At 33.1% G+C, this 21391-nt stretch carries 20 protein-coding genes; 5 read left to right on the top strand and 15 right to left on the bottom strand.

The window, feature by feature from the left end; genetic code table 11:
• Positions 1-63: 63 nt before the first annotated feature.
• The 11 genes from AC2A1D_RS04945 to ribA form a co-directional block, all read right to left on the bottom strand.
• On the bottom strand, positions 64-4137 hold the full coding sequence (locus tag AC2A1D_RS04945; protein WP_484042855.1) for an SNF2-related protein: 4074 nt from the start codon (positions 4135-4137) through the stop codon (positions 64-66).
• A 473-nt stretch (positions 4138-4610) separates the two neighbouring features.
• Positions 4611-5528, bottom strand: a complete 918-nt coding sequence (locus tag AC2A1D_RS04940; RefSeq protein ID WP_484042554.1) for a hypothetical protein — start codon at positions 5526-5528, stop codon at positions 4611-4613.
• A 137-nt stretch (positions 5529-5665) separates the two neighbouring features.
• Positions 5666-6478, bottom strand: coding sequence for a hypothetical protein (locus AC2A1D_RS04935; protein WP_484042553.1), 813 nt, complete (start codon positions 6476-6478; stop codon positions 5666-5668).
• 1088 nt (positions 6479-7566) lie between these two features.
• Positions 7567-8265, bottom strand: coding sequence for a GNAT family N-acetyltransferase (locus tag AC2A1D_RS04930; RefSeq protein ID WP_276161657.1), 699 nt, complete (start codon positions 8263-8265; stop codon positions 7567-7569).
• A 28-nt stretch (positions 8266-8293) separates the two neighbouring features.
• The gene (locus AC2A1D_RS04925; protein WP_484042552.1) at positions 8294-8968 is read right to left on the bottom strand and encodes a DUF6904 family protein; all 675 of its coding nucleotides are present in this window, start codon (positions 8966-8968) and stop codon (positions 8294-8296) included.
• Positions 8969-9179: 211 nt separating this feature from the next.
• Complete coding sequence (locus AC2A1D_RS04920) at positions 9180-10004, bottom strand: PRTRC system ThiF family protein (protein ID WP_484042551.1); 825 nt, start codon at positions 10002-10004, stop codon at positions 9180-9182.
• On the bottom strand, positions 10001-10726 hold the full coding sequence (locus AC2A1D_RS04915; protein ID WP_484042550.1) for a PRTRC system protein B: 726 nt from the start codon (positions 10724-10726) through the stop codon (positions 10001-10003). The genes AC2A1D_RS04920 and AC2A1D_RS04915 overlap by 4 nt, the downstream gene beginning before the upstream one ends.
• A 9-nt stretch (positions 10727-10735) precedes the next feature.
• A complete protein-coding gene (locus AC2A1D_RS04910; RefSeq protein WP_484042549.1) occupies positions 10736-11698 on the bottom strand; it encodes a hypothetical protein in 963 nt (320 codons plus the stop codon).
• A 771-nt stretch (positions 11699-12469) separates the two neighbouring features.
• Positions 12470-13183 carry a T9SS type A sorting domain-containing protein gene (locus AC2A1D_RS04905; RefSeq protein ID WP_484042548.1) on the bottom strand — a complete coding sequence of 238 codons (714 nt, stop codon included), beginning with the start codon at positions 13181-13183 and terminating at the stop codon, positions 12470-12472.
• Positions 13184-13852: 669 nt separating this feature from the next.
• Complete coding sequence (locus AC2A1D_RS04900; RefSeq protein WP_484042547.1) at positions 13853-15283, bottom strand: SDR family oxidoreductase; 1431 nt, start codon at positions 15281-15283, stop codon at positions 13853-13855.
• Positions 15284-15333: 50 nt separating this feature from the next.
• Positions 15334-15924 (bottom strand): GTP cyclohydrolase II, encoded by a 591-nt coding sequence (gene ribA, locus AC2A1D_RS04895; protein WP_484042546.1) that lies wholly within the window; start codon positions 15922-15924, stop codon positions 15334-15336.
• 146 nt (positions 15925-16070) lie between these two features.
• Here ribA and AC2A1D_RS04890 point away from each other — a divergent pair, with 146 nt between their 5' ends.
• The 3 genes from AC2A1D_RS04890 to AC2A1D_RS04880 are packed head-to-tail and all read left to right on the top strand — an operon-like array spanning position 16071 to position 17755.
• Positions 16071-16358 carry a TIGR03643 family protein gene (locus AC2A1D_RS04890; RefSeq protein ID WP_484042545.1) on the top strand — a complete coding sequence of 96 codons (288 nt, stop codon included), beginning with the start codon at positions 16071-16073 and terminating at the stop codon, positions 16356-16358.
• Positions 16359-16370: 12 nt separating this feature from the next.
• Positions 16371-17069: an SDR family NAD(P)-dependent oxidoreductase gene (locus AC2A1D_RS04885; RefSeq protein ID WP_484042544.1), complete on the top strand. Its 699-nt coding sequence runs from the start codon at positions 16371-16373 to the stop codon at positions 17067-17069.
• A gap of 38 nt (positions 17070-17107) precedes the next feature.
• The gene (locus AC2A1D_RS04880) at positions 17108-17755 is read left to right on the top strand and encodes a MarR family winged helix-turn-helix transcriptional regulator (RefSeq protein ID WP_484042543.1); all 648 of its coding nucleotides are present in this window, start codon (positions 17108-17110) and stop codon (positions 17753-17755) included.
• A 75-nt stretch (positions 17756-17830) separates the two neighbouring features.
• On the opposite strand, the gene AC2A1D_RS04875 is transcribed toward AC2A1D_RS04880, so the two are convergent.
• From AC2A1D_RS04875 to AC2A1D_RS04860, 4 genes are read right to left on the bottom strand one after another with little or no spacing between them, the layout of a single operon-like run.
• Positions 17831-18535 carry a thioredoxin domain-containing protein gene (locus AC2A1D_RS04875; RefSeq protein WP_484042542.1) on the bottom strand — a complete coding sequence of 235 codons (705 nt, stop codon included), beginning with the start codon at positions 18533-18535 and terminating at the stop codon, positions 17831-17833.
• Between the two features lie 2 nt (positions 18536-18537).
• Positions 18538-18834 carry a thioredoxin gene (trxA, locus tag AC2A1D_RS04870; RefSeq protein WP_484042541.1) on the bottom strand — a complete coding sequence of 99 codons (297 nt, stop codon included), beginning with the start codon at positions 18832-18834 and terminating at the stop codon, positions 18538-18540.
• Between the two features lie 13 nt (positions 18835-18847).
• The gene (locus AC2A1D_RS04865; RefSeq protein WP_484042540.1) at positions 18848-19081 is read right to left on the bottom strand and encodes a hypothetical protein; all 234 of its coding nucleotides are present in this window, start codon (positions 19079-19081) and stop codon (positions 18848-18850) included.
• A gap of 59 nt (positions 19082-19140) precedes the next feature.
• Positions 19141-19458, bottom strand: a complete 318-nt coding sequence (locus tag AC2A1D_RS04860) for a rhodanese-like domain-containing protein (protein ID WP_484042539.1) — start codon at positions 19456-19458, stop codon at positions 19141-19143.
• A 529-nt stretch (positions 19459-19987) separates the two neighbouring features.
• Between AC2A1D_RS04860 and AC2A1D_RS04855 the strand changes: the two genes are divergently transcribed.
• Both AC2A1D_RS04855 and AC2A1D_RS04850 read left to right on the top strand, forming a co-directional pair.
• A complete protein-coding gene (locus tag AC2A1D_RS04855; protein WP_484042538.1) occupies positions 19988-20563 on the top strand; it encodes a hypothetical protein in 576 nt (191 codons plus the stop codon).
• A gap of 83 nt (positions 20564-20646) precedes the next feature.
• Positions 20647-21354 carry an ATP-binding cassette domain-containing protein gene (locus tag AC2A1D_RS04850; RefSeq protein WP_484042537.1) on the top strand — a complete coding sequence of 236 codons (708 nt, stop codon included), beginning with the start codon at positions 20647-20649 and terminating at the stop codon, positions 21352-21354.
• The last annotated feature ends 37 nt before the right edge of the window (positions 21355-21391 follow it).

Raw genomic sequence — 21391 nt, 5'->3', positions numbered from 1 at the left:
TATTCGGAAAACATTCCAAACTATTTCTAATAGTAAATTTAAAATGCATAAAAAATTAAATAATTACCTCTTTCGCAATACAATATTATTATTTTGTTCCTCATTTTCTACCTTACCAACAATCTCCCTGTTAGTTCTATTGTTATTATTTTCTTGGATTTCCTCTCCATTTCTCAAATTAAATAATTTAGAATTCTCTTCTAATCTATTTTTTATATTATCAATATTTTGATTCAACTTTAACCTTTCCTCTCTTTCTTTATTATATAGTCCAATCAAATTCACTTCAATTTCAGGAAGTTCTTCTAATTTTTTATCCAGCATAGTAATTTTCTCTTCCATATTTTTAGTCTGAAATTCTATTTCTGTAACATTCACACCTTTTTCAGCTAAGTATTCGATAGTTTTCTGAACTTCAGCTTTAGCCAAATCAATTGTTTTCTGATAAGAAGGAAGTTGATTTTTCCAATATCCAGCATTTTCAGTTTCATCCTTAGAATAACCTAAAATTCTGTTATAGGAATGCTGCGCTTTAGTAACCATTTCCTGCACTTTTAAAAAATTCTCATATTTCCGCAAAACAAATGCATTATCAGCTAGATGTTGATTTTTCTCACTTTCAATTCTTCTCTTCAACAGTTCAATTTCAATATTTGCTCTTGTTTCCGGATTTGTTATAATGGATGTTTTGAGTTCCTGCGTACTGATATCTGAAATATCCAAAACATTCGCTCCCTTTTTCATTGCTTCCAAATATCTTGCTTGTTTTGATTGAAGCTTCTGAAGCATAAACACATCGATGCTATCATTGGTAAGCATAAAATTGACTCTCACATTCTCGTGCTTGTTTCCTTGTCTCCAGGCACGACCTTCGACCTGTCGTAAAGTTGTAAAATTGTAGGGAAGAGAGAGCATATATAAGTCACTAGTATTTTGCTGAAGATTCATTCCTTCCTGAATAGCTTCGCTGCCGAGAATGATTTTGACTTTACCGGAATTAAAATCATCTTGAATTTTTAGTCTGTTAGGCTTGCTCGTTGCACCAGTAATGACTCCAATTTCATTAGGTTTGTAACTGATTTCCGTAATAAGATAATCTTTTATTTTCGGAAATTCAGAGACTGCTAATTCTGAATATAAGATCTGACCGGAATCAGGCATATCTTTCTTATTCTGCTGTATCAGTTTCATCGTCTCAATCAGTTTTGGAGAATTCTCAATAAATTCTTTTACAGAAGGAATTTCTCCGTCATAGTAGGGAGACAGATACGGAGAAATAGCGATAAGCCGAGCATTGAGGATATGAGTAAGAATTGCTCCTTTTTGAGAATCGTCGAAATTCTCCGTGAGTAAATCATATTGTTCCTGAGTTAAGTCATTCTGCTCAATTTTATATTCTTTATTAATCTTCGTTGGGCGGATTAATTCAGGATTATCTTCTTCTCCTTTAATATCAATAAACTCAGATAGGAGCTGTTGAAACAAAGAATTATTTTTAAACCTCCGTACATTAGCTTTGAACTTTACATCTCCTTTCGCATCAATTTCCATATCATTATCCGCCTCCATAAAAGTTTCGAAAAAGGTATTGACATTAAAATATCCGGATTCTTCAAGACGCTTATTCGCAATCAAAGACAACACCGAATAATACTCAAGAGGTTTATTGGTAAAAGGTGTTGCTGATAGAAGCGTAACATTTCTACCATCATATTTGCCCTGAATATATTGGGAAGCCATCCATGTATTAATTCCTAATCTGGAAGTCTGTTGATTTTGACTTCTAAAATCGGAAGCAAATCTTCGATCCTCGATTCTGACCTTTCCAACAATGTGATTGGCATTATGAACTTCATCAAAAGTCAAATGATCAAAACCAAAATCTTCCCAATCATAGATTTTGCCGCGCTTCATTTTTCCCTGCAACTCTTTTTCTTTTTCTAATTCTTTCTGAAAATCCCTTTCGCTGATGGAATTAACACTACGCAATTCACTCTCTGAAATGTAAGAAAACTTGGAAGCCAAATCTTGAGTAATATTTTCGGAGAAACCGATATTATTAAAACCTTCATAAGTAACAATTGTGATTTCTCCATCTCTGTTATCAAATCGAGAAAGATCATAATCCTTTCCAAGATTTCCCAAGACATTCACTTTCGCATTCGGAATTGTTTCAAATATTGTTTCGACCCACTGTTTTAAAATACTGTCATTGGGCACAACAATCAATGGCCTTTTAGAATTTCCACGCTCCATCGCTTCGTGCATAGAAAATATTCCAGAAAGTGTTTTTCCGAAACCCACTTCGTGTGCAAGCAGACCAACTCCTTTTGTTGTAAGCCTTCCGATTCCTGCTTTTTGTACTTCGGTCAGTCTAAGTTCTTTCCCTTTAAAATTGAGATGAATCTTGGAAAATAGAGGAAATTTGGAATAGTCCGGAACGTGGATATTATTATAATTTCTATTGAATTCTTTTATAAACCTCTCTCTTAATTCATCTGACAATTCTTCACGAATGAACTTTTCAAAAAGGTCGTTTGCTGCAGCCTTTCTTCTTTCACGCACTAAAGCATTTCTTTCTTTATCACTCCCTGTAACCGTTTCATTGTCTACATAACTTCGAACTTCCCAAGCTGATGAACCGGCGAAAGCTTCGCTTGATAAATTGCCAACAAAATCTTTGAAGTTCTCTGCAAGATTATAATCAACAACAACTGTTTCAACATGCTTTGTAGAATGATTATATTTTTCTTTCTCTACTTGTCCCAATGCAAATTTGTGGACAAATTCGTGATTAGGGCTGATAGAAATTTCATCCAAAGACTTGGGAGTTGGCAGAACACTTAATAGTAATTCCTTTTGCTTCTCATATTGGTTTTCAGTTCCCCCGATGGCATATTTATCTGCAAAGTCTTTTTCCAACTGTTCAAGTTTGGAGTAAATATTTCCTTCAGCATAATAAAAATCGTGCACCCATCTCCCATCAATAAAATTGGCAAACTTGTAGTGCTCTCCTCTATTATTCAACGTCCCGTCGTAATATGTATCACGAAAAGCAGCGATTTGCTCTGCTGAAATATCTGAGCTGTTTTGGAATGAAGTGTTGACAATTTCGTCTGACTTTGAAAAAAGATATTTTAAAACACCTTTTTTTATCTCAGGTTTTGTCTGAATTCTGTACTCAGATTCAATTTTCTTCTGGGATTGGATGAGCTTTTCAGATCTATCGCAAATCTCCTTTAGCCTTTCTGCAGAAAAGGATTTTGCATCTTTATCGATTTGCTCTTTTAACTCGTTGTATTTCTCAATTTCTTTTACAACAGCAGGAGACTTAAATTTGATTTCTTGCAATATTGAAAGAACGTCATCTATTTTATCTTTAGCTACGGAAAGATACTGTTCAGCTGGAGTTTGAACTGAAATGCCTATTTTAGCGGAAATTTCCTCTTTTACTTCCGCTTGTGTATTCTCGAAGAATAAATCTTCAAACAAATTACCAATTCGCTCCGTTTCCTTTTTGGTCCTAAGACGTTCTATTCTGGCTGATGCTTCATCTAAAGTACCGTGAACATAATTTTCCATACGTCCAAAACGATTGCTTTTCTCTCGAATTTCCCCCAGAATATTTTCAGGATTATTTTCGAAATAATTAGAAACATCCTGTGTGATTTTTTGTAAAGTTTTTTTCAGAATGATGATATCCGTTCCGACTTGTGTTCCAGCAAAAGCACCTATTGGTAAACGGTAAGCATTGGAAATTTCTGCATTTTGTAATTTTTTTTGTCGATTAAGCCAACCCGAAGGAAGCACCATTGCCAAAACTCCATTCGGTTTTAAAGAATCTAAAGAGCGCTTAACAAAATAATCTTCGTATTTGCTTATTTTGGTTTGCTCTCCCAGCCCTTTGTATAAACCTCGGTGTTCTCCGTAGGGAGGATTACCAATTACCAAAATGTCTGTCTTTTTATTATAAGAATCAATTCGCTCAAGTCTTCCGTGATAATCTTTTTCAGCGTGTCTGTAAAATGAATAGGGCAAAATAGTATCTGTTCGATAAATATAAAATCGGGTGTAATTCCAAGGAGAATTAATCTCAAAACGTTTATATTTTTTATTAAATAAAATTGTATCAGACAGGTTTTTTCGGTTTCTGTAGTTGGGGATCCAATCTTTTGAAAAGACAGCCCCTTCCTTCTTTTCCCAAACCGATTGAGAAATTTGTCTTTCGGAAATATCTTTTAATATGACATTACTTCCCGATGCTCCAATTGGGTAACATACTGAATCCCGGATGAAATATATCTGTTTGTTGACCTCTGAATAGTTATGATCAGGAACTAATTCGATGAACTGATTTTGCGAATAGTTCATCTTTGACAAATGAAAGCTCTGCATCTGATCCAAACCCTTTGAAGCATCGAAATAGACATTCGAGATTAGATCAATACCTCCTTGCTCTGAATTAATTTCCTTGTGACAGGAATTTAATGTGAAAAGAAGTGTAAAAATTGAAAGTATTAGTTGAATTTTCATATCAATTGGATTTAAAAAAAGCGGTAAATCTTTCGATGAAATACCGCTTCCTGTAGTATTATAGGTAAGAAAGATGTTTATCGTTTAATGCTCTGCTCCCGAACATTGGCTTTATCGTGACTATTATCTTGTTCCAAGCCTTCTAAAGGTTTATTGGTATTTATTCGATTCATCTCGTTGTCATACAGTTTAAGATTTCTATTCTGTGGATCCAGAACAGCTTTTGCTTCTACAACCTGATCGTTTTCTTTGATCTTAACTTTAACAACATTTCCTTTTTCCAAAGCCTTAATGCTGTTTTCTTTCCATTCCAGATTATCAAATACCAGATTCGATTTTTCAACAATTTTAGCTGTATCCACTCCGTAATTTTTATAGAAATTTTGGAAATAATAATTGCCTTTATCCGTTTTGGGCTCATTAAAATTAAATTGAACAAACGCAGGCTCTGTTTGATTACTCTTAGGATTGAGAAACTCAATTTTTACACAGCGTCCTTCCAAAAGGTTTACAGCTTCTTTTGCTGTAAAAGAGTTTTCCCGACTAACAGGAAAATTTTGTGATATTTCCTCTTTTTTATTATTGGTCAATTTTGCATTGTAAGAATTGAGGAAAACGCCTCCCTGATCACTTTTACTAAACTTCAAAGTAAAATCCACCTTGTTTTCGGGCAGTGCTTTATCGGAAGAAGTTTTAATTTCAAATTGCTGCGCTTTCCCTTTGATACCTTTTTCTAAATCCTTGTGAAGTTTTTCATCTTCTCCAAAACCAAGATATTTCATTTGGTCCTTAAGGTATTTTACCTGGTCAAATTCTTTTTGTGTTTCCATAATTTTTGGATTTTGATTGTTATTAATTGTTTGATTTGTATTTTTTTGATTTTTATCTAATTGTTTTTCTTGCTCTAACTTTACACGACTGTCAGAATGATTGACAGAACTATACTTTTCTTTGTATGTCTCGAGAGAATTTGGATTCTCTTCATCGTCCATCATTCTGTTTTCTACAGAATTAATTATCAGACTTGTTAGAGAAATATTTTTTTCCTTGCATAATTTTTTCCACCTTTCCTTTTGACTGACAGAAATTCTGATTTTAGCATAATCATTCTTTTCAGAATCCTTTACATTTATCATTCAACCACATTCAGATAGTTAATCGGAAATGTGGTCATACCCTTTATAATTCCGCTAAACTTTTCAATTTGATTCTTCCACAAAAGCAAATGGAAATCGACGTTTGTAAATGAAACTATGCCTTGTTCTACACCTAAACCTCCTCCATTAGGACTTCCGCTTACCAAAATATTGTTTAGTGAACCTACACTGCCATCTGACATAAAACCTAAATCACGCAATGGCTTCGAAAGATTGAGCATCACATAATTTGAAGTTATTGGAGTTGAGCTGCTAATGCTCAGATCAAGATATCCGATTGTTCCTATTCGCCTTGCATCAATCTCACCTGTTATTCCGAGACCTGCTGTTCCCAACCTATATGATTTGGTTGATAATGTGTGCTGCCGTGGATTTGTAGGAAAAGGAAGATATGTATTCCAAGCGTTTTGTTCCGTAATAGTATTTGCTGGAAGAGTATCGTCAAGAATAATAAGTGCATCGTAAACAATAGGCTCCTTTAATATCTGATTCCACAACTGTCCATTGAAATAGTAATATCCTTCTTCAACAATATGAATAACCTGCCCCAAAAGATTGGTCGCTGGTTGGGTCACATAAACAATCGCACCTTTCTGAAGTATCGAATAATTTTTACTTGCAAGTTGATCACCTGTAATTCGTGGGGGAATTAAGCCATCAAAATGATTGAGTAAATTTGGTTTTCCAACTATATCTAAAGTTGCAGATGGTGTCTGTGTATTAACTCCGACTTGAGCTTTGACGATAATTGTAAAAACAAGTATTAAAAGGCTAAATAATTTTCTCATTTTTCGGTAAAATTTCTATGGCAAAGTTGGAGCATAAAAACCTATCAAACAATAGCTTTTACTGGACGTGGGCTAATTAAGAATACTTTGGATGAGTCTGGAATCTTCAAAGATTATAAAAGAACAATCTGGACAACTTTGGATTCTTAAACCTAATTTCATTTAAATAGAAAAACAAGTTCCGCAGTTTTTCCTCCTTTTTGCAGAAAAGGCAAGATCGTCTTTGGAGTCAGAAATTTGCTAAAATTTGTGGGTACAAAGACACATCTTGCTCCGAAAAGCAATTTAATTTTTCAGAGATAAAAAAATCAATTTTAGTTATTAAAATCAATTAGTTACATATTTATTGCATCTTTAAGAAAAAGACAAACAATTAACTTTAAATAAGAAGTTGTAAATTTTTTATGTAGGTGTTACTTTGGATTTGTAAATTTTTACAAAAGTACGATAGAAACCTAGGTAAAATTTACGTAGGTTGCTTGCAAGCATTAGTAAATTTTACTTAGGTATAAAAGAAATCTGATTTTTTTGGTGTCCGGAATTACAGCCGAGTATAAGATGGTTTTGGTTCTTTTAATCCACAAGATATGCTATTTCATAACCTGCTCTAAAAATAAATTCAATTTTCAGATTAAAAATATTTTAACAACTGTTCATTAAACGGTTATGCATTTATTGTTTATTAACAGAAAAAATAAATAATAAGTTTTAAAAAGAAGCTAGTATTTTTTATGTAGCTGAAACTTTGATGTTATAAATTTTTACAAAAGTACAATTGCAACACACGTTCAACTTACTTAGGTTGTTTTCAAACATTAGTAAATTTTACGTAGGTATTAAAAAGCTGGGTTTATCTTTTTATAAAACGTCTGTATTTTATAACTCAGTTACTATTTAAAAGATAATACCAATCTAATGTGGGTAATACAAAAAAAATACAGTATTTCACAAGCTTTTTATAAAAGCAAGCTAAGGAATTGTGATTGTATATTTTTAATGTGGTTGTATTTTATTTCTCGCGAAGTGGAGTTTCCGATTGTAGGGAAGAAATGCTTTTTTGCCTTTTTCGTTTTTGTAATTATATGGTATTATTCATAAATACCTGATGATTTTTTACACCAATAAAAATCTTCTAATTTCCAAGTGTGATTTCTAATTTGATTAACCAAATCTTTAAGTTCTTCTGAATAATCTGTATTTCCAAGATTCATTTCTATTTCGGTCTGTATTGCCCAAAGAGACCTTCCCAAATAATTGATTTGTTTTTTAAGCTCATTGATTCTTTCTAAAGAAAACGGGGTGTCAATTCCTACGTTATCATCAAATATAATATTTGTGGTAGTTGATAGGAAATATTCTCCATCTTCGGAGGTTGTAAATCCCAAACTTATTGCAACTTTTTCGGAAGCCGTAAAATTTTCCTTCCCAATATCATTTTCCTTTATTGTTATCCGTTGTTCATCTCTACTCAAAAATAAATGAGGAATAATAATGTCTTTCATTGCAATTGTCAAATATCCCATCCCTCTGTAATCTGGAAGAACAAACCAATGTAAATCTCTTTGCATATCAAAAACAATTGCAACATATTTCTTATCATTGTTTTTAATTAAATAAAAATTATCTGGTCCATCTGAATTAGTAACACTATCCGTAATTTTTGGTTTATCAATCCAAATTTTTGCAAAATCTACATTGGGACTTAATGGTCTCAGGAAAACCAAGCTAGATGATTTGTTGTTTGCATTTAACTTTTCCAGTAGAGATTTTAGAGCTTCGTTTGTCATTTTTTCTTTATTATGTTTCCTTTAAAACTTACCACTCTATTTCATAAATTTTATCGTTATCACTTAATTCCAAATCATCAATTTTGCAATTATGTTTTTTAGCCTCTGAACTAAGAAAATGTAAGAAATCGTTATACTCATTAGAAGAATAAATAGAAACTCTCATCAGGTCAGCTAATTTCCTGAATGCTATTTTTCCACCTTTCATTTCAAAAAAAGTAGCATTAATGTGTCTCATATATAAATATAAATATTCATTTCCCGCATTGATAGCATCATCTAAAAAAGGTAAAAGCCTTTTTGCTCCGACTGAATCATACTTTTCCATCGCTCGCTCAATCCAGTATTCTAGATGTAAAAACATCGCAATGTCTCCCTTATCATTTTCAACCATTCGCATATTATATTTTAATACGACAATAGAAAATATAATATGAACCCAAGATATTTGACAACCTACATAAGGTATTTCCTCATATGAATAATGACTGTTTGATCTTGTTAATCTACTTCCATAAGACGCTTTTCGGATTTCATATGAGAAACTACTAATCAATTTATTTTTATCTTCATAACCTTTAATATAAATGAAATCTTCATTGTTCCAAAATTTTGAAATAATTTCGTATAAATACTCTAGGTCATCGCGCGTTCCCCAGATTTCAATTCCTAGCCCTTTTTTTGTTGGTATCGCATATATCATTACTTAAAATCTTCTTTTGTTTCAAATTTAACGAATATGATCTAAAAGTCTATTCAGATAAAATAATTATCTAACCTATTTTCGAAAAATAATTGAGCCAAAGTAGTGAGATGTTTTCGAAATTGTGTTAGTCCGCTTTCAGCAAAAATGCGTTTCCGACCGCAGGGAGGAATTGCATTTTTGCCGCCCAATTTTCGTCGGACAGCAAAAACTAAATTTTAATTGGTTGGGAATTAAAATTTTTCAAATTCAGAAAAAAACCTCTGTTCTCTGTCAGTCCATCACGGAATAAATCAAATAAAAGAGCGCATCCCATTTGTGCCAAAGCGGAATTTATATACAAACTCTGTTTTTCCAGTGCTTCTGCCAAACTGCAACTTGGCGTATCATCTTCAGTTTCTGATTGTCTTAAATGTTCTCCAAATTCCTCGGTTATATAAGGAAGATTGCTCCTTGTATCGTACTTTTCTGATTTCGGTTGGGTCACACTTCCTACTGTAGAGAGTAATACTTGACCTGTGTATTTACTATTTCCAAAGTCCATCCAATATTTCGGGTCATTTATAAAGCTTCTGTATTCGTTTCGATCATTCAGAATTTCTGCTACTCCAAATCGTGCTTTTACAGTATCGACGCAGGTTATTGTAATAGTGGCTTTTGCATTTTGTGGGATTCTCCCAAATCTGTCTTTTTCAAATTTTTGCGTTTCAGCTTTCCAATTCGTTCCCGCCCAACGATTTGCCCGATTAATTAAGGCAACGGATTTATACAAGCCTGTTTCAGATTCTGCAAATCTCTGTCTTCCTAAATTGGTATTTGTGATAATATCATCATCCCAAAGCCGAACCTGTAGTCCTGCGTGCCCTAATTCAATCATACTGTGATTCATTTCAATTAATGCTGTCAAAACCTTTGAACCTGTGCCTCCTGCTCCGATTAAATTTACTAAAATCGGATTGGCAGGATTGAGGAACTCACTATCTATGAAGTGAACTTTTTTTCTGACAATTTCATTGTCTATCATTTCTGTATTCATCGTAATAAGTTTTTAAGAGTTTTCTTATTTCTTTTCAAAACTTTAGAAGGAAGGGCTTCTTTTGTTTCAATTAATTTCTTCCAAAAATTTACGCAGTTACCTTTTATCGGATTATAGTTGTCCAATAAATGACTGAAATAAGAGTTGAAAAAATAATCTTCCCACGCCTTTATAAATTCCTCTACAGATGCCGACTTTTTGATATCAACATCAACTGTTCCCATACAAACTCTGCCATCTTCATAGATGTTGAAAAAAGGGGCATAATACAATGGTGTTTTCTCCGTAGGTCTGGAGTTATCAAATAAGGCGAATATCGAAAGAGTTTCTTTATCTGCTTTCCAAATCATCGCAGGAACTTCTGCTGTGCCGTTGGGAATATCAAGATTTTTCACAAAGTACATTTGTCGTTTTTGGGATTCGGTGTACCAAAGGACAGAACCGTTTTCGCTTGGGTCAATATTCAGGATATGGATTGGTAAAATCCCTTTTGGCTTTAGAAAAGTTTTATCTTTTTCGGCATCGGTGTGTAAAGCCTTTGCCAACACTTTAGCTTCATTTATAGTCAAAGGATGCGCATTGATTGGATTTCCGTTTCTGTCCATATCAAAATGCTCTACATACATCGTTGCATCACTATCCAAGGATTCATAAAAAACCAGAGCAGACTTCGGTTCGTATAATGTTCCGAAGTCTTTTGCTATGTCTATAATATCGTTCATTTTTTTGATTTAAATGGTTAATAAACAGTATAAATTTTCCAACAGACTGAATAATCGTTTTTCAAAATCAAAATCAGCTTTGTTCATCGTTGTACCGTCAATAGGTCTATAAATAGTCGGTTCCTCAATACTTCCGTACTCATTAAACTCTGCATTAATGCTTTCTTCAATATTCTGATACAAGCCTCCCTTCGTATCAGCTAGAAAGGAAATATACATTTCCATTCCTATTGACTGATTGCTGTAATCGTCATCGTAAGGATTTTTTGAAGCTGGCTGATTTCTGAAAATTGTTGTCTTGGGATATGTGTTAAAAAGACTGAAAGCTTCTGAAGCCAACTTAAAGCACTTAAAGTCAAAGTCCGTTTTGCTTTTAAAACGATTCAACCGCTTTTCAAAAAATTCCAGATTTTTCGGACTTGCTAACTTTTGCTGAATTTTGTCGCCAATGCTTTTTGCAATTTTAAACTGTCGTCTGAATTCTTCCCTGTCTTCTTCATCTTCATCGCCCTGCTCTATCCGATCTTCGTGCATTTCGTATCTCCAATATAAATAACTGTCCTGCTTTCTGTAATAAGGCACATTAACAATTTGATACAGATAACTGCAAACGGATAATAAAAGTTGTCCGTTCATTTTACAGCTTTTATCACGAAGCATTTTAAAAAGTGGTATGATGGGAATGTAATATAGAGATGCACCTGTATCACATTGTTCCTCCTTTGCGAAATGGATGCTTTTATGGTTTTTAATGAGTTTAAAACTATTCCAATCTTCGTTGGTGCCTATCACTTTTCTTTCGATGTCCCAAATTGCTAAAGCCAGATTGTACGGAAAACCAAAATCCTTAGTCTGCATCGGCTTAAGATTGTAATTTTGGGAAAAAGTAGAGAGGGCGTTATAAAAATCCCTCTCCGTTTTTCTTATTTCCTGATGATTTTCTTCAATCATCATTTCTTCCTGTTTAGGCATGAATGTACATTTCAAAAAAGCATTGGTAGCATTGACACGGGAACAGATTTCCGTTTGTCCTTCCGTATCTCGGTGGCGGTCTTTGGTTTTTGAAGCCAATGGGCAAACTCGCCTAATTGCCTGTGCAGTTTTATCTGCTGTTGTTCTTCATCACTAATCCATTTTAAAATCCATACAAAACCCTGACTTCGGAAGGTGTTTTCTGCCCCCTGCAAAGGGCAAGTTGTTTTGAGCATCGGAAATCATTCCGAGATGCTCAAAACACAACTTGCAACTATACAAAAATTTGCTTTTTTTGCGTAAAAAGTCAAAAAATTAAAGTATAAGTTTATCAATTCATCTTCGCTTTTAAAACAAGAAAATCAGATTATACATTTTATAAAATCATTTACTTCACTTTAACTAAAGAATATAAAATAACTATAGACTTGGAAAATATCCAGTGTAAAATAAATACAGGTTGTTAAAAAACCTGTATAAATTAAGATAAGGTTTTTGATTTCTTTATGAATCTTTTTACCTAGGTCAAACAAACAATCTTAGTACTTCAGACATAGCATCTTGATCAGATGTAAAAAATACCTGATTAGAAAACACTGTATTTCTTACAAGATTGTGCAATTTAAATATAGGTTTTTGATAAAGCCGTACATTTTAGAGTAGTTTTAAAAATCCTAAATAACTACCTTGACATGCTAAATTTAAATTCTACTTCCATTAAAAAACCGCAAAGACGAATCTTTGCGGTTTAGATATTTTAGTCCTATGAATTTATTTTTTGATAACCTTCTCGGTAACCACAGCCTTCTCCGTTTTCACTTTCACATAATAAACACCCGCTGTCAAAGCACTCATATTAATTTGAGCATTTATACTCCCTAAGTTTCCTCTTAAAACTGTTTGCCCAACTGAAGAATACACTCCGTAGCTTTCCAGTTTATTTTTGCTTTTAATGGTTAGGAAATCCTTAACAGGATTAGGATAAAACTGTAAACCAGCTTCTGCAGAAGTTTCTTCTACCGCCATTGTAGAGCACGCAACATTGGCAAGCTTAGCAAAGAAAAAATCTGTTTTTTGAGATCCGGCTGCATTGCTGATTGTCGGAATGTTATCATTAGTTGCTGTAAATAGTTGTGAATTGATAAATCCACCCAACATAATGTTATTGTCGTTATCTACAGCCACGGCAGTAAAATGATCATGTTGACCATAGTCGCCCTGTACCTCATAAGTCCCATTTACGGCTCCGGTATCTTTATTTAATAATACAAGCAAAGGATCCGTACTGTCGTTTAGCGGACGCACCATAGAATACGCTCCCCAAACTTCTCTGATGCTTCCCTTGGCAAAAAGAACTTCATTGCCTTTGATAACGATAGGCATACGGACGTTTTGCATTCCAACTTGAGTAGAGCCGTCAGATAAAGAAGTTGGAGATGTACTCCAAATAATATTACTTGAGGTGTTGGTTGTTGCCAACTTCATTACAAAACTAATGGATCCTATTAGCCTTACTAAAATTTGAAGGAAAAGTTAGCGAAGAGTCTAAAGCCTCTTTTTTACTTGGGCTACAAGGGTGTTTTCTTGAAAAGAATGCTCTAAGAAGATCTAAATATGGAGAAAAAGATTATTTTTTCACTGGAGGTGAGCTGTTAGAAAGTACATATGAATTATTACAAAAAGTAAAACCTGAATTAATAAAAGAAATTGTTGAATATGGAAGCAATACCAATATTCCAGAAATAAGAGCTGTTTCCTATTTACTGTTATCACTTGCTGCAAGGGCATAGTTCATTTCATATTAAAAATAAACAGAATATAATGATTATTAGTTAGAAAAAATTAGGTAACGATATAACATGTACATTTAATTTAATAACTTTTTTACAATAGATATAAGGCAACCGTGTATGAACTTAATTATATCATGCCTTTACTTTATTAGAAGAATTTCAAATACAATTAAAGATTTTTTAATTCATTTCTATATATCAAATTATGACTCATATGTCATTTAACACCTTCAAAATATTGTCAATATCTGCTAATAAATGATTTGAATAGAGTCCTGTCAAGTTCACTAAAAACGCTACTTTTAAACAAAGTAGCGTTTTTTTATAAATTATAATTGCGCTTTATAAATCATTTAGGTCATTATTTTCCTGCTAATTTTCTAATCATTCCTTTAAATATTATCCCATGAAAAGGCAAAACAGAATACCAATACAGCCTTCCCGTTAATCCATGCGGACGAAAAACTGCTTTCTGCCAAAGTTTACCTTTATATAATTTGAACATCAACCATGCTTCGCCGGGAAGCTTCATTTCTGCAAAAAGAATTATTTTGCCCTCTTCTTTATTGGCGTACAAAACACGCCAAAAATCTAACGCATCACCTTCATGCAATTTATCGGGATGGGTTCTGCCTCTTCTTAAACCAGGTCCACCCACTAAAACATCAAGAAATCCGCGCATTTCCCAGAGTCTTTGTCCGTACCAACCATTTGTACCGCCTAAAGAGAAGATGCGATGAAGACAGTTTTCACGACTATCATATTCTTCCGTTCTAAGGTCCGTAAAACACCCGTATTTTGGAACATCAAGATAATCTTTCAGACTAGAATCTGTTCTGCTGCTAATGAAACTGTCTTTCCAACTTGAAATGATTTCGTTATCTTGAATTTTAGCCAAAGTTCTCCTTAAAGCAGTATCATAAGAAAATGGTTTTACTCCTGTAATTTTTTTTATTTCAACAAGACTTTCCGGTCTGCAAACTACTTCAATTTTCATACTTCCGACCAATGCAGTCGCTAAATTATAGGATGTAGAGGTTATAAAGTAAAGCCAATAAGAAGAAAGTTTAGGAGTCATCACAGGTAAGGTAAAAATTTTTCTTTTGAGCCCCCTTATTTTCGCAAATTCTAAGAGCATTTCTTTGTAGGTTAACACATTATCACAGCCGATATCAAAACTTTTCTGATATGCTTTTTCTTTAAACAAAGTAAAGATTAAAAAATCGAGAACATTGGCAATTCCTATGGGTTGACATTTGGTATGAAGCCATTTTGGAGCCACCATTACGGGCAATTTTTCTACTAAATCTCTTATAATTTCGAAAGAAGCACTTCCCGAACCAATAATAATTCCAGCTCTTAAAACGGTTGTCGGAATTTTGCATTTCAACAAAATTTTTTCCACCTGAAATCTTGAACTCAAATGTTTCGAAAGCTCTTCTTCGTTTGCCAAACCTGAAAGATAAACAATGTGCTTACAAGACGTTGTTTCTATATAATCTGAAAAATTGATTGCACACCGTTTTTCAACCTCATCATAATCTTGGCTATTGCTCATGGAATGCATTAGATAATATGCTCCAGAAATATCTTTAGGTAAATTTTCTAACGTTTCCGGCTTCAGAAAATCTACTTCAACCACTTCAATCTGCGCATCGTCTACATCAACACTTTTAGAAAAACGGTTTTTATCTCTGCAACAGCAGACTACTTTATAACCTTGTGCAGCAATAACGTTAATCATCCTTTTCCCGATATAGCCGGTTGCACCGGTAAGCAAAATTTTTTCCATAACATTAGATTTGATGATAAAAAAAAAACATTTCTTAACTCATAAGAAAACTATACCTTTTCTAGAAGATGCCCAAAATAATCTTTCTTTTTAGCGAGATACCCCTCGTTTACTTCATTAGATTCTATTTCTAACGGAATTCTATTACTCAGTTTTATCCCACTATTTTCCAAAGACTTTAATTTTTCAGGGTTATTGGTAAGCAAATTAATTTCTTTTACATGTAAAATCTTTAACATTTCTACCGCAACATCAAAATTTCTTCCATCCGCAGGTAAACCTAGCTTCAAATTAGCTTCTACAGTATCAAAACCTTTTTCCTGAAGTGCATAAGCTCTCAGTTTATTAATAATCCCGATATTACGTCCTTCCTGACGAAGATAAATAATAACTCCCCCTTTTTCGGACATAAACTTCATGGCCGCTTCTAATTGTTGGCCACATTCACATTTCTTCGAGTGAAAAACCTCGCCTGTAATACATTCTGAATGAAAACGAACGTTTACCGTTTTACTGAAGTCTGTTTTTTCGCTTACCCAAACCAAATGCGGATTCCAGTCGTCTTCATGGTCCGAAAATGCGTATACAGTAAACATCCCAAAATCTGTAGGTATATTAGATTGTGCTTGTATCGTAAACATAATTAAAAAATTAAATGGTTTATATAGTACAAATTTATACTTTATTTTAATTAAAAATAAAATTAATTACTAATTTTGTATATAAATAAATTCTATAATGTAGTTTTTATTGTCTAAAAAAATTACCACTTCCTAATAAAATTAAAATGATTAAAAACCTTACTTTAAAAGACATAGACCGAATTATAGAAATGGCGTGGGAAGACCGCACTCCGTTTGAAGCGATAAAGTTTCAGTTTGAAATGAACGAATCTGAAGTTATCGAACTAATGCGATCAGAACTTAGAGAATCTAGCTTTAAAAGGTGGAGAAAAAGAGTGAATTCTGGAATAAGCCAGAAACACTTAAAAAAGCGAAACGAAGAAATCTCACGTTTTAAATGCAACAGACAAAGAACGATAAGCAATAATAAAATTTCTAAAAGATCATTTTAAAAGATATTAACTATGAAAAACATCGTTATCATTGGTTGTGGAAAAGGAATCGGACTTGCAACCACCAAAATTCTTTGCGAAAACAATACTGTTATAGGAATTTCAAAGACAGAAAGTGTAGATTTAATACACCCCAATATAAGGTTTCACCAAATGGATATTCTCTCTGGAAATTTAGATGAAATTATTTTTCCTGAAACGATAGACGGGCTTGTTTACGCACCGGGTAGCATCAATCTAAAACCCTTTAACAGACTTTCGGAGAATGATTTTAAAAACGACTTTGAAATTAATGTTTTAGGAGCTGTAAAAAGTATCCAGAAACTATTACCCAATTTAAAAAGGTCCGAAACAGCTTCTGTTGTACTTTTCAGTTCGGTTGCAGCAAAATTAGGAATGCCATTTCATGCTTCTATCTCAGCAAGTAAAAGTGCGATCGAAGGCCTTACAAAAAGTTTAGCTTCAGAGTTTTCTTCATACAATATTAGAGTGAACGCAATTGCGCCTTCTTTAACAGATACCAACTTGGCTGCCCAACTCTTATCAACCCCAGAAAAAAGAGAAGCTTCAGCAAAAAGACATCCTTTACAAAGAGTAGGAAACGCTGCAGAAATGGCAGAAATGGCCGCTTTCTTACTATCTGATAAATCTTCGTGGATTACTGGTCAGATTTTAGGGATAGACGGAGGAATGGGAAGTATAAAACTTTAGAAATAATAAAAATTAGATTTTTAGATTAAATTTGTCTTATGAATACTGACTTTTTTATTGATTTACTACACCAGGTAAAAGATTTTGAAAATTCTGACACTTACAAACCCCACTCTACTGTGGAGGATTTCAGATTGTGGCTTAACGATAAAAAGTACAGAGAAGAAAGCCCAACCAAACTTTTTAAAAATGAGGAGCACGAAGTTTCTTTTACAGAAAACGAAATCTGCAAACAAGTGCTTTTGTTGGGAAGATATTCTAAGCAACTCATACGAAAAGGTTTAGGCGATTTCCCTGAGCTTGCCAATGAAGAATTCACCTATCTTTACAGGTTAAAAGACGAACCTAACCTCACTAAAATTCAGCTAATTGAAAGAAATGGGCACGAGAAACAAACCGGTACTCAAATTATAAAGCGTTTGTTGGAATATGAATTAGTTGAAGAAAAAAACGACAGTGAAGATAAAAGAAGCAAACGACTAAATATTACAGAAAAAGGAAAAGATTACTTTCACCGATCTGTAGAAAAAGTGAATATAACCTCTAAAATACTTTCAGGAAAGCTGCAAGAAAAAGAAAAATCAGAACTTTTGGAACTTTTGAAAAAACTGAATGATTTCCACGCCACCATTTACTCCCAATATAAAAACTTCAATATCGAGGAACTAAATGAGACATTTAAATAAAAATCACGCAACAGAAATCTATTGCATGATTTTTAATTTAAGCAGAATAGTATCACTGATACTAATTAAAGCTTATTATTTTGAAATTTGTTTTCTCACTTCCTGCTCGTTAACAAAACCAAGATTATCCCAAACTACTTTATCGTTTTTATATAATTTTAAAACAGGCAAAGCTGAAACATTTAGCAGTTTACAAAGCTCTGTATTTTCGTCTGCATTTACTCTTACAATTTTTACTTTTACCGGTTTTTCTGCTGCAATTTTACTTAGATAAGGTTCCATTTTTTTACAAGGAGCGCACCATTCTGCATAAAAATCTACCAAAACAGGCACATCACTTTTCAATAATTCTTGATACTGATTTAAAGTCATTCCAGCAGAAATCGAAGCTTTTATTTCCGGAAGATTGGCATTTCTCCACTTCATCATCCCACCCTGCAAATCATAAACATTTTTGAAACCCATTTCCTGAAGTTTTGCTGCAGCAGCCGTACTTCGAGGGCCACTCATGCAGTAAACAAACACAGGTTTTTCTTTATCTAAAGTCTGGGCTTTTTCAGTAAAATCATCTGCATTCCAATCAATATTCAGCGCGTCTTTAAGATGTCCGTTCCGAAATTCTCCTGGTGTTCGTACATCTACCAACTGTGCGTCTTTCGTTTGATTAAGTTTTGTTGAAAACTCTACTGCTGCCAAACTGTTTTTACTATTGCCGTTTTGTGCTTTTCCGCATCCTGTAAGCACAATCAAAAAAAATGCTACGATAAAATTTTTATACATTATTAAATGTTTTGCCTTATTAATTTCTCTAATTGATCCGCCTGAAAAACTCCAGACTCTTTCCATTTTACTTCCCCATTTTTAAAAATCATCAACGTAGGAACGCTGCGAATTCCGAATTGCGCTGCAACCGCCTGGTTTTTATCTACATCAATTTTTATGATACTTGCAGAATCACCAATTTTCTTTTTTAAATCCTGAAGAATTGGAGTCTGCATTTTGCAGGGACCACACCATTCCGCAAAAAAATCTACGAGAACAGGCTTGTCTTGGCTTATGAGTTCCTTAAATTTATTCATATTTTTTTATTTTCTATTGAATTTCTTCAAAATCTACCTCCGTATTATTCTGATTGGTTTTACCTCTAGAAATATCACAATTGCTAGTACAACAACACCCAACATTCAGAAGTGGCATTATGGTAAAAATTGCTCCAACAAAAATCAAAAATCCGATTCCTGATTTTACCGATTCAAAAAGCAAAAATACACCCATTGCAAAACGCAATATTCTTACAAAGTTCCAATTTTTAAATATAGAATCCATAATTTTCTTTGATTTTTTTTTATATAAAAAATTAGTGAATGTAATTCGGGTACATTTTTTTATAATTTTTCTTTAACTTTCAAAACGTTTTGAAAGCCTCCTCCATTGATCACACCATTTATTCCATTTCTTTCTAACGTTGCTTTTGCCATTGCACTTCTCGTTCCGCTTTTACAAAAAACCACAATGTTTTTTTTATTCTGAAACTTTGGCAAATGATCTTTCAGAACATTTAACGGAATGTTTACAGCTCCTGCAATACTTCCCGAAGCAAATTCTCCCGACGTTCTAACATCTACTAAATAGGGATTATTTCTTAGAGCGTTTTCTAATGCCGTGTTATCTTTTTTTCCAAATAATATTGATAAGAAATTCATTTTTTCTAAGATTTTAATGTTTAATTTTTCCAGATGATGAACCAAGATAGAATACACAATTCAAATCATTGATTCATTTTTATAAGGCAAAAATCTGAATTTTAAATATACAACACCGCTACTTTTGTTACACAAGCTTTTTTTGGGAGTAATATATATAGAAAGGGAAAAATAAAACATTTCAACAACCATCAACCAATCAGCAATTTAGATAAAAAAGCTCTGCATTATCTTTTAAAAAATATTGATTAACTTTAAATAATTTTAAATCACAAATTTTAACGAACTTTCTATTTAAACTAAATTTAACATCTATCTATTCATAATCAATTTTTATTATAAATATCTAAAAATGAGACTAGAAGATTACATCAACCTATAAAAGTAATGCAAATCCTTAATAAAGATGAATGCAGCTATAAAATTGGGTTAAAAAAAAAATATTACTTTTGCCCCATAAAAATGTTGATTGTTTTGTTTTAATCGCTAATTTAGTACTACCAATCAACAATATTAAAAGAAAAGGATCATGAAAAAAATATTTATACTCTTCGCTACTGTCATTGGTTTTACAGCATTTTCTCAAATTAAAGTTTTAAAAAATGAAACTTTAATAGAAATCGGGAAAGCAAATTCAGTAGGCCTCTACAAAAAAGACAACAAATACACGTTTAACTATCAAGACATCAATAACAGTAACCTAAATACTTTTAGATCATTCTCTTTTATTGATATGAATGGCGACGTGATGGAGCTTTACAAAATGATTTCTGATGGCTTTATTGATGAACCTACAGGAAACATCAGTCTGGAACTTCCTAATGATATTATTGAATTGCATTTTGAAAAAAACTACGGACAGCCAACTGTTCAGTTTATTCAATACATCAATAAAAACAAAAAATATGTAGGAAAATCACAGTTTTTGAATAAAAAACAGATTGAATCTGTTTTCGGAATAGGTACGCCAAAAGCTGCGCTTTATAACAAGCCTGCGAAAGCAAAAACACCCGCAAATGTGCATGCTACAACGCCACCTACAACTCCACCTGTACAGCAAACGGTTACAACCACAGAAACTTCTTCTACAAAAAAGAGAAAATAAAGTATTACTTTCAACAATATTTAAACTCATTCTTTACGGATGAGTTTTTTTGTTTTATTTTTGTAAACAATCAAAATCAAGAGATGTCATTAATCATAAATAATTTAACCAAAACTTTTGGAACACAGGTTGCGCTGAATAACGTAAACATTCGTGCTGAAAAAAATGAAATCATTGGTCTTTTAGGACCCAACGGAGCAGGAAAATCTACCTTAATGAAATCTATTGTAGGGGCTCTAAAAATAGAACAAGGAGAGATTCTTCTTGATGATAAAAATATTGTAGACAACGAAATTGATTGCAAAAAAAACATAGGTTTCTTACCCGAAAACAACCCTTTGTATTTGGAAATGTACGTGAAAGAATACCTTCAATTTGTGGCAAATATTCATAAAATTGAGGCTTCAAGAGTAGATGAAGTGATTGAAACCGTAGGTTTAACACCAGAAAAATCTAAGAAAATCGGTCAGCTTTCTAAAGGATACAAACAAAGAGTTGGTCTTGCCCAAGCCATTATTCATCAACCGGAACTTCTGATTTTGGATGAACCAACTAACGGATTAGACCCGAACCAAATTCTTGAAATCCGAAACGTAATTAAAGAAATTGGAAACAAAAAAACTGTAATTCTTTCGACTCACATTATGCAGGAAGTGGAAGCTCTATGCAGCAGAGTAATTTTGATTCACAAAGGAAATATTCTTCAAGACTGTGCTATTGAAGATTTTAAAGGAAAATTTGATAGTCTGGAAGAAGCTTTTACAGCATATACGACAGAACAAACTGTTTAAAAATATTATTAAATAAGTCAAAAAAAGACCTGCAATT

The sequence above is a fragment of the Chryseobacterium sp. HNCC26DJ239 genome, from assembly GCF_057180445.1.
This window is presented reverse-complemented; position numbering and strand designations above follow the sequence as displayed.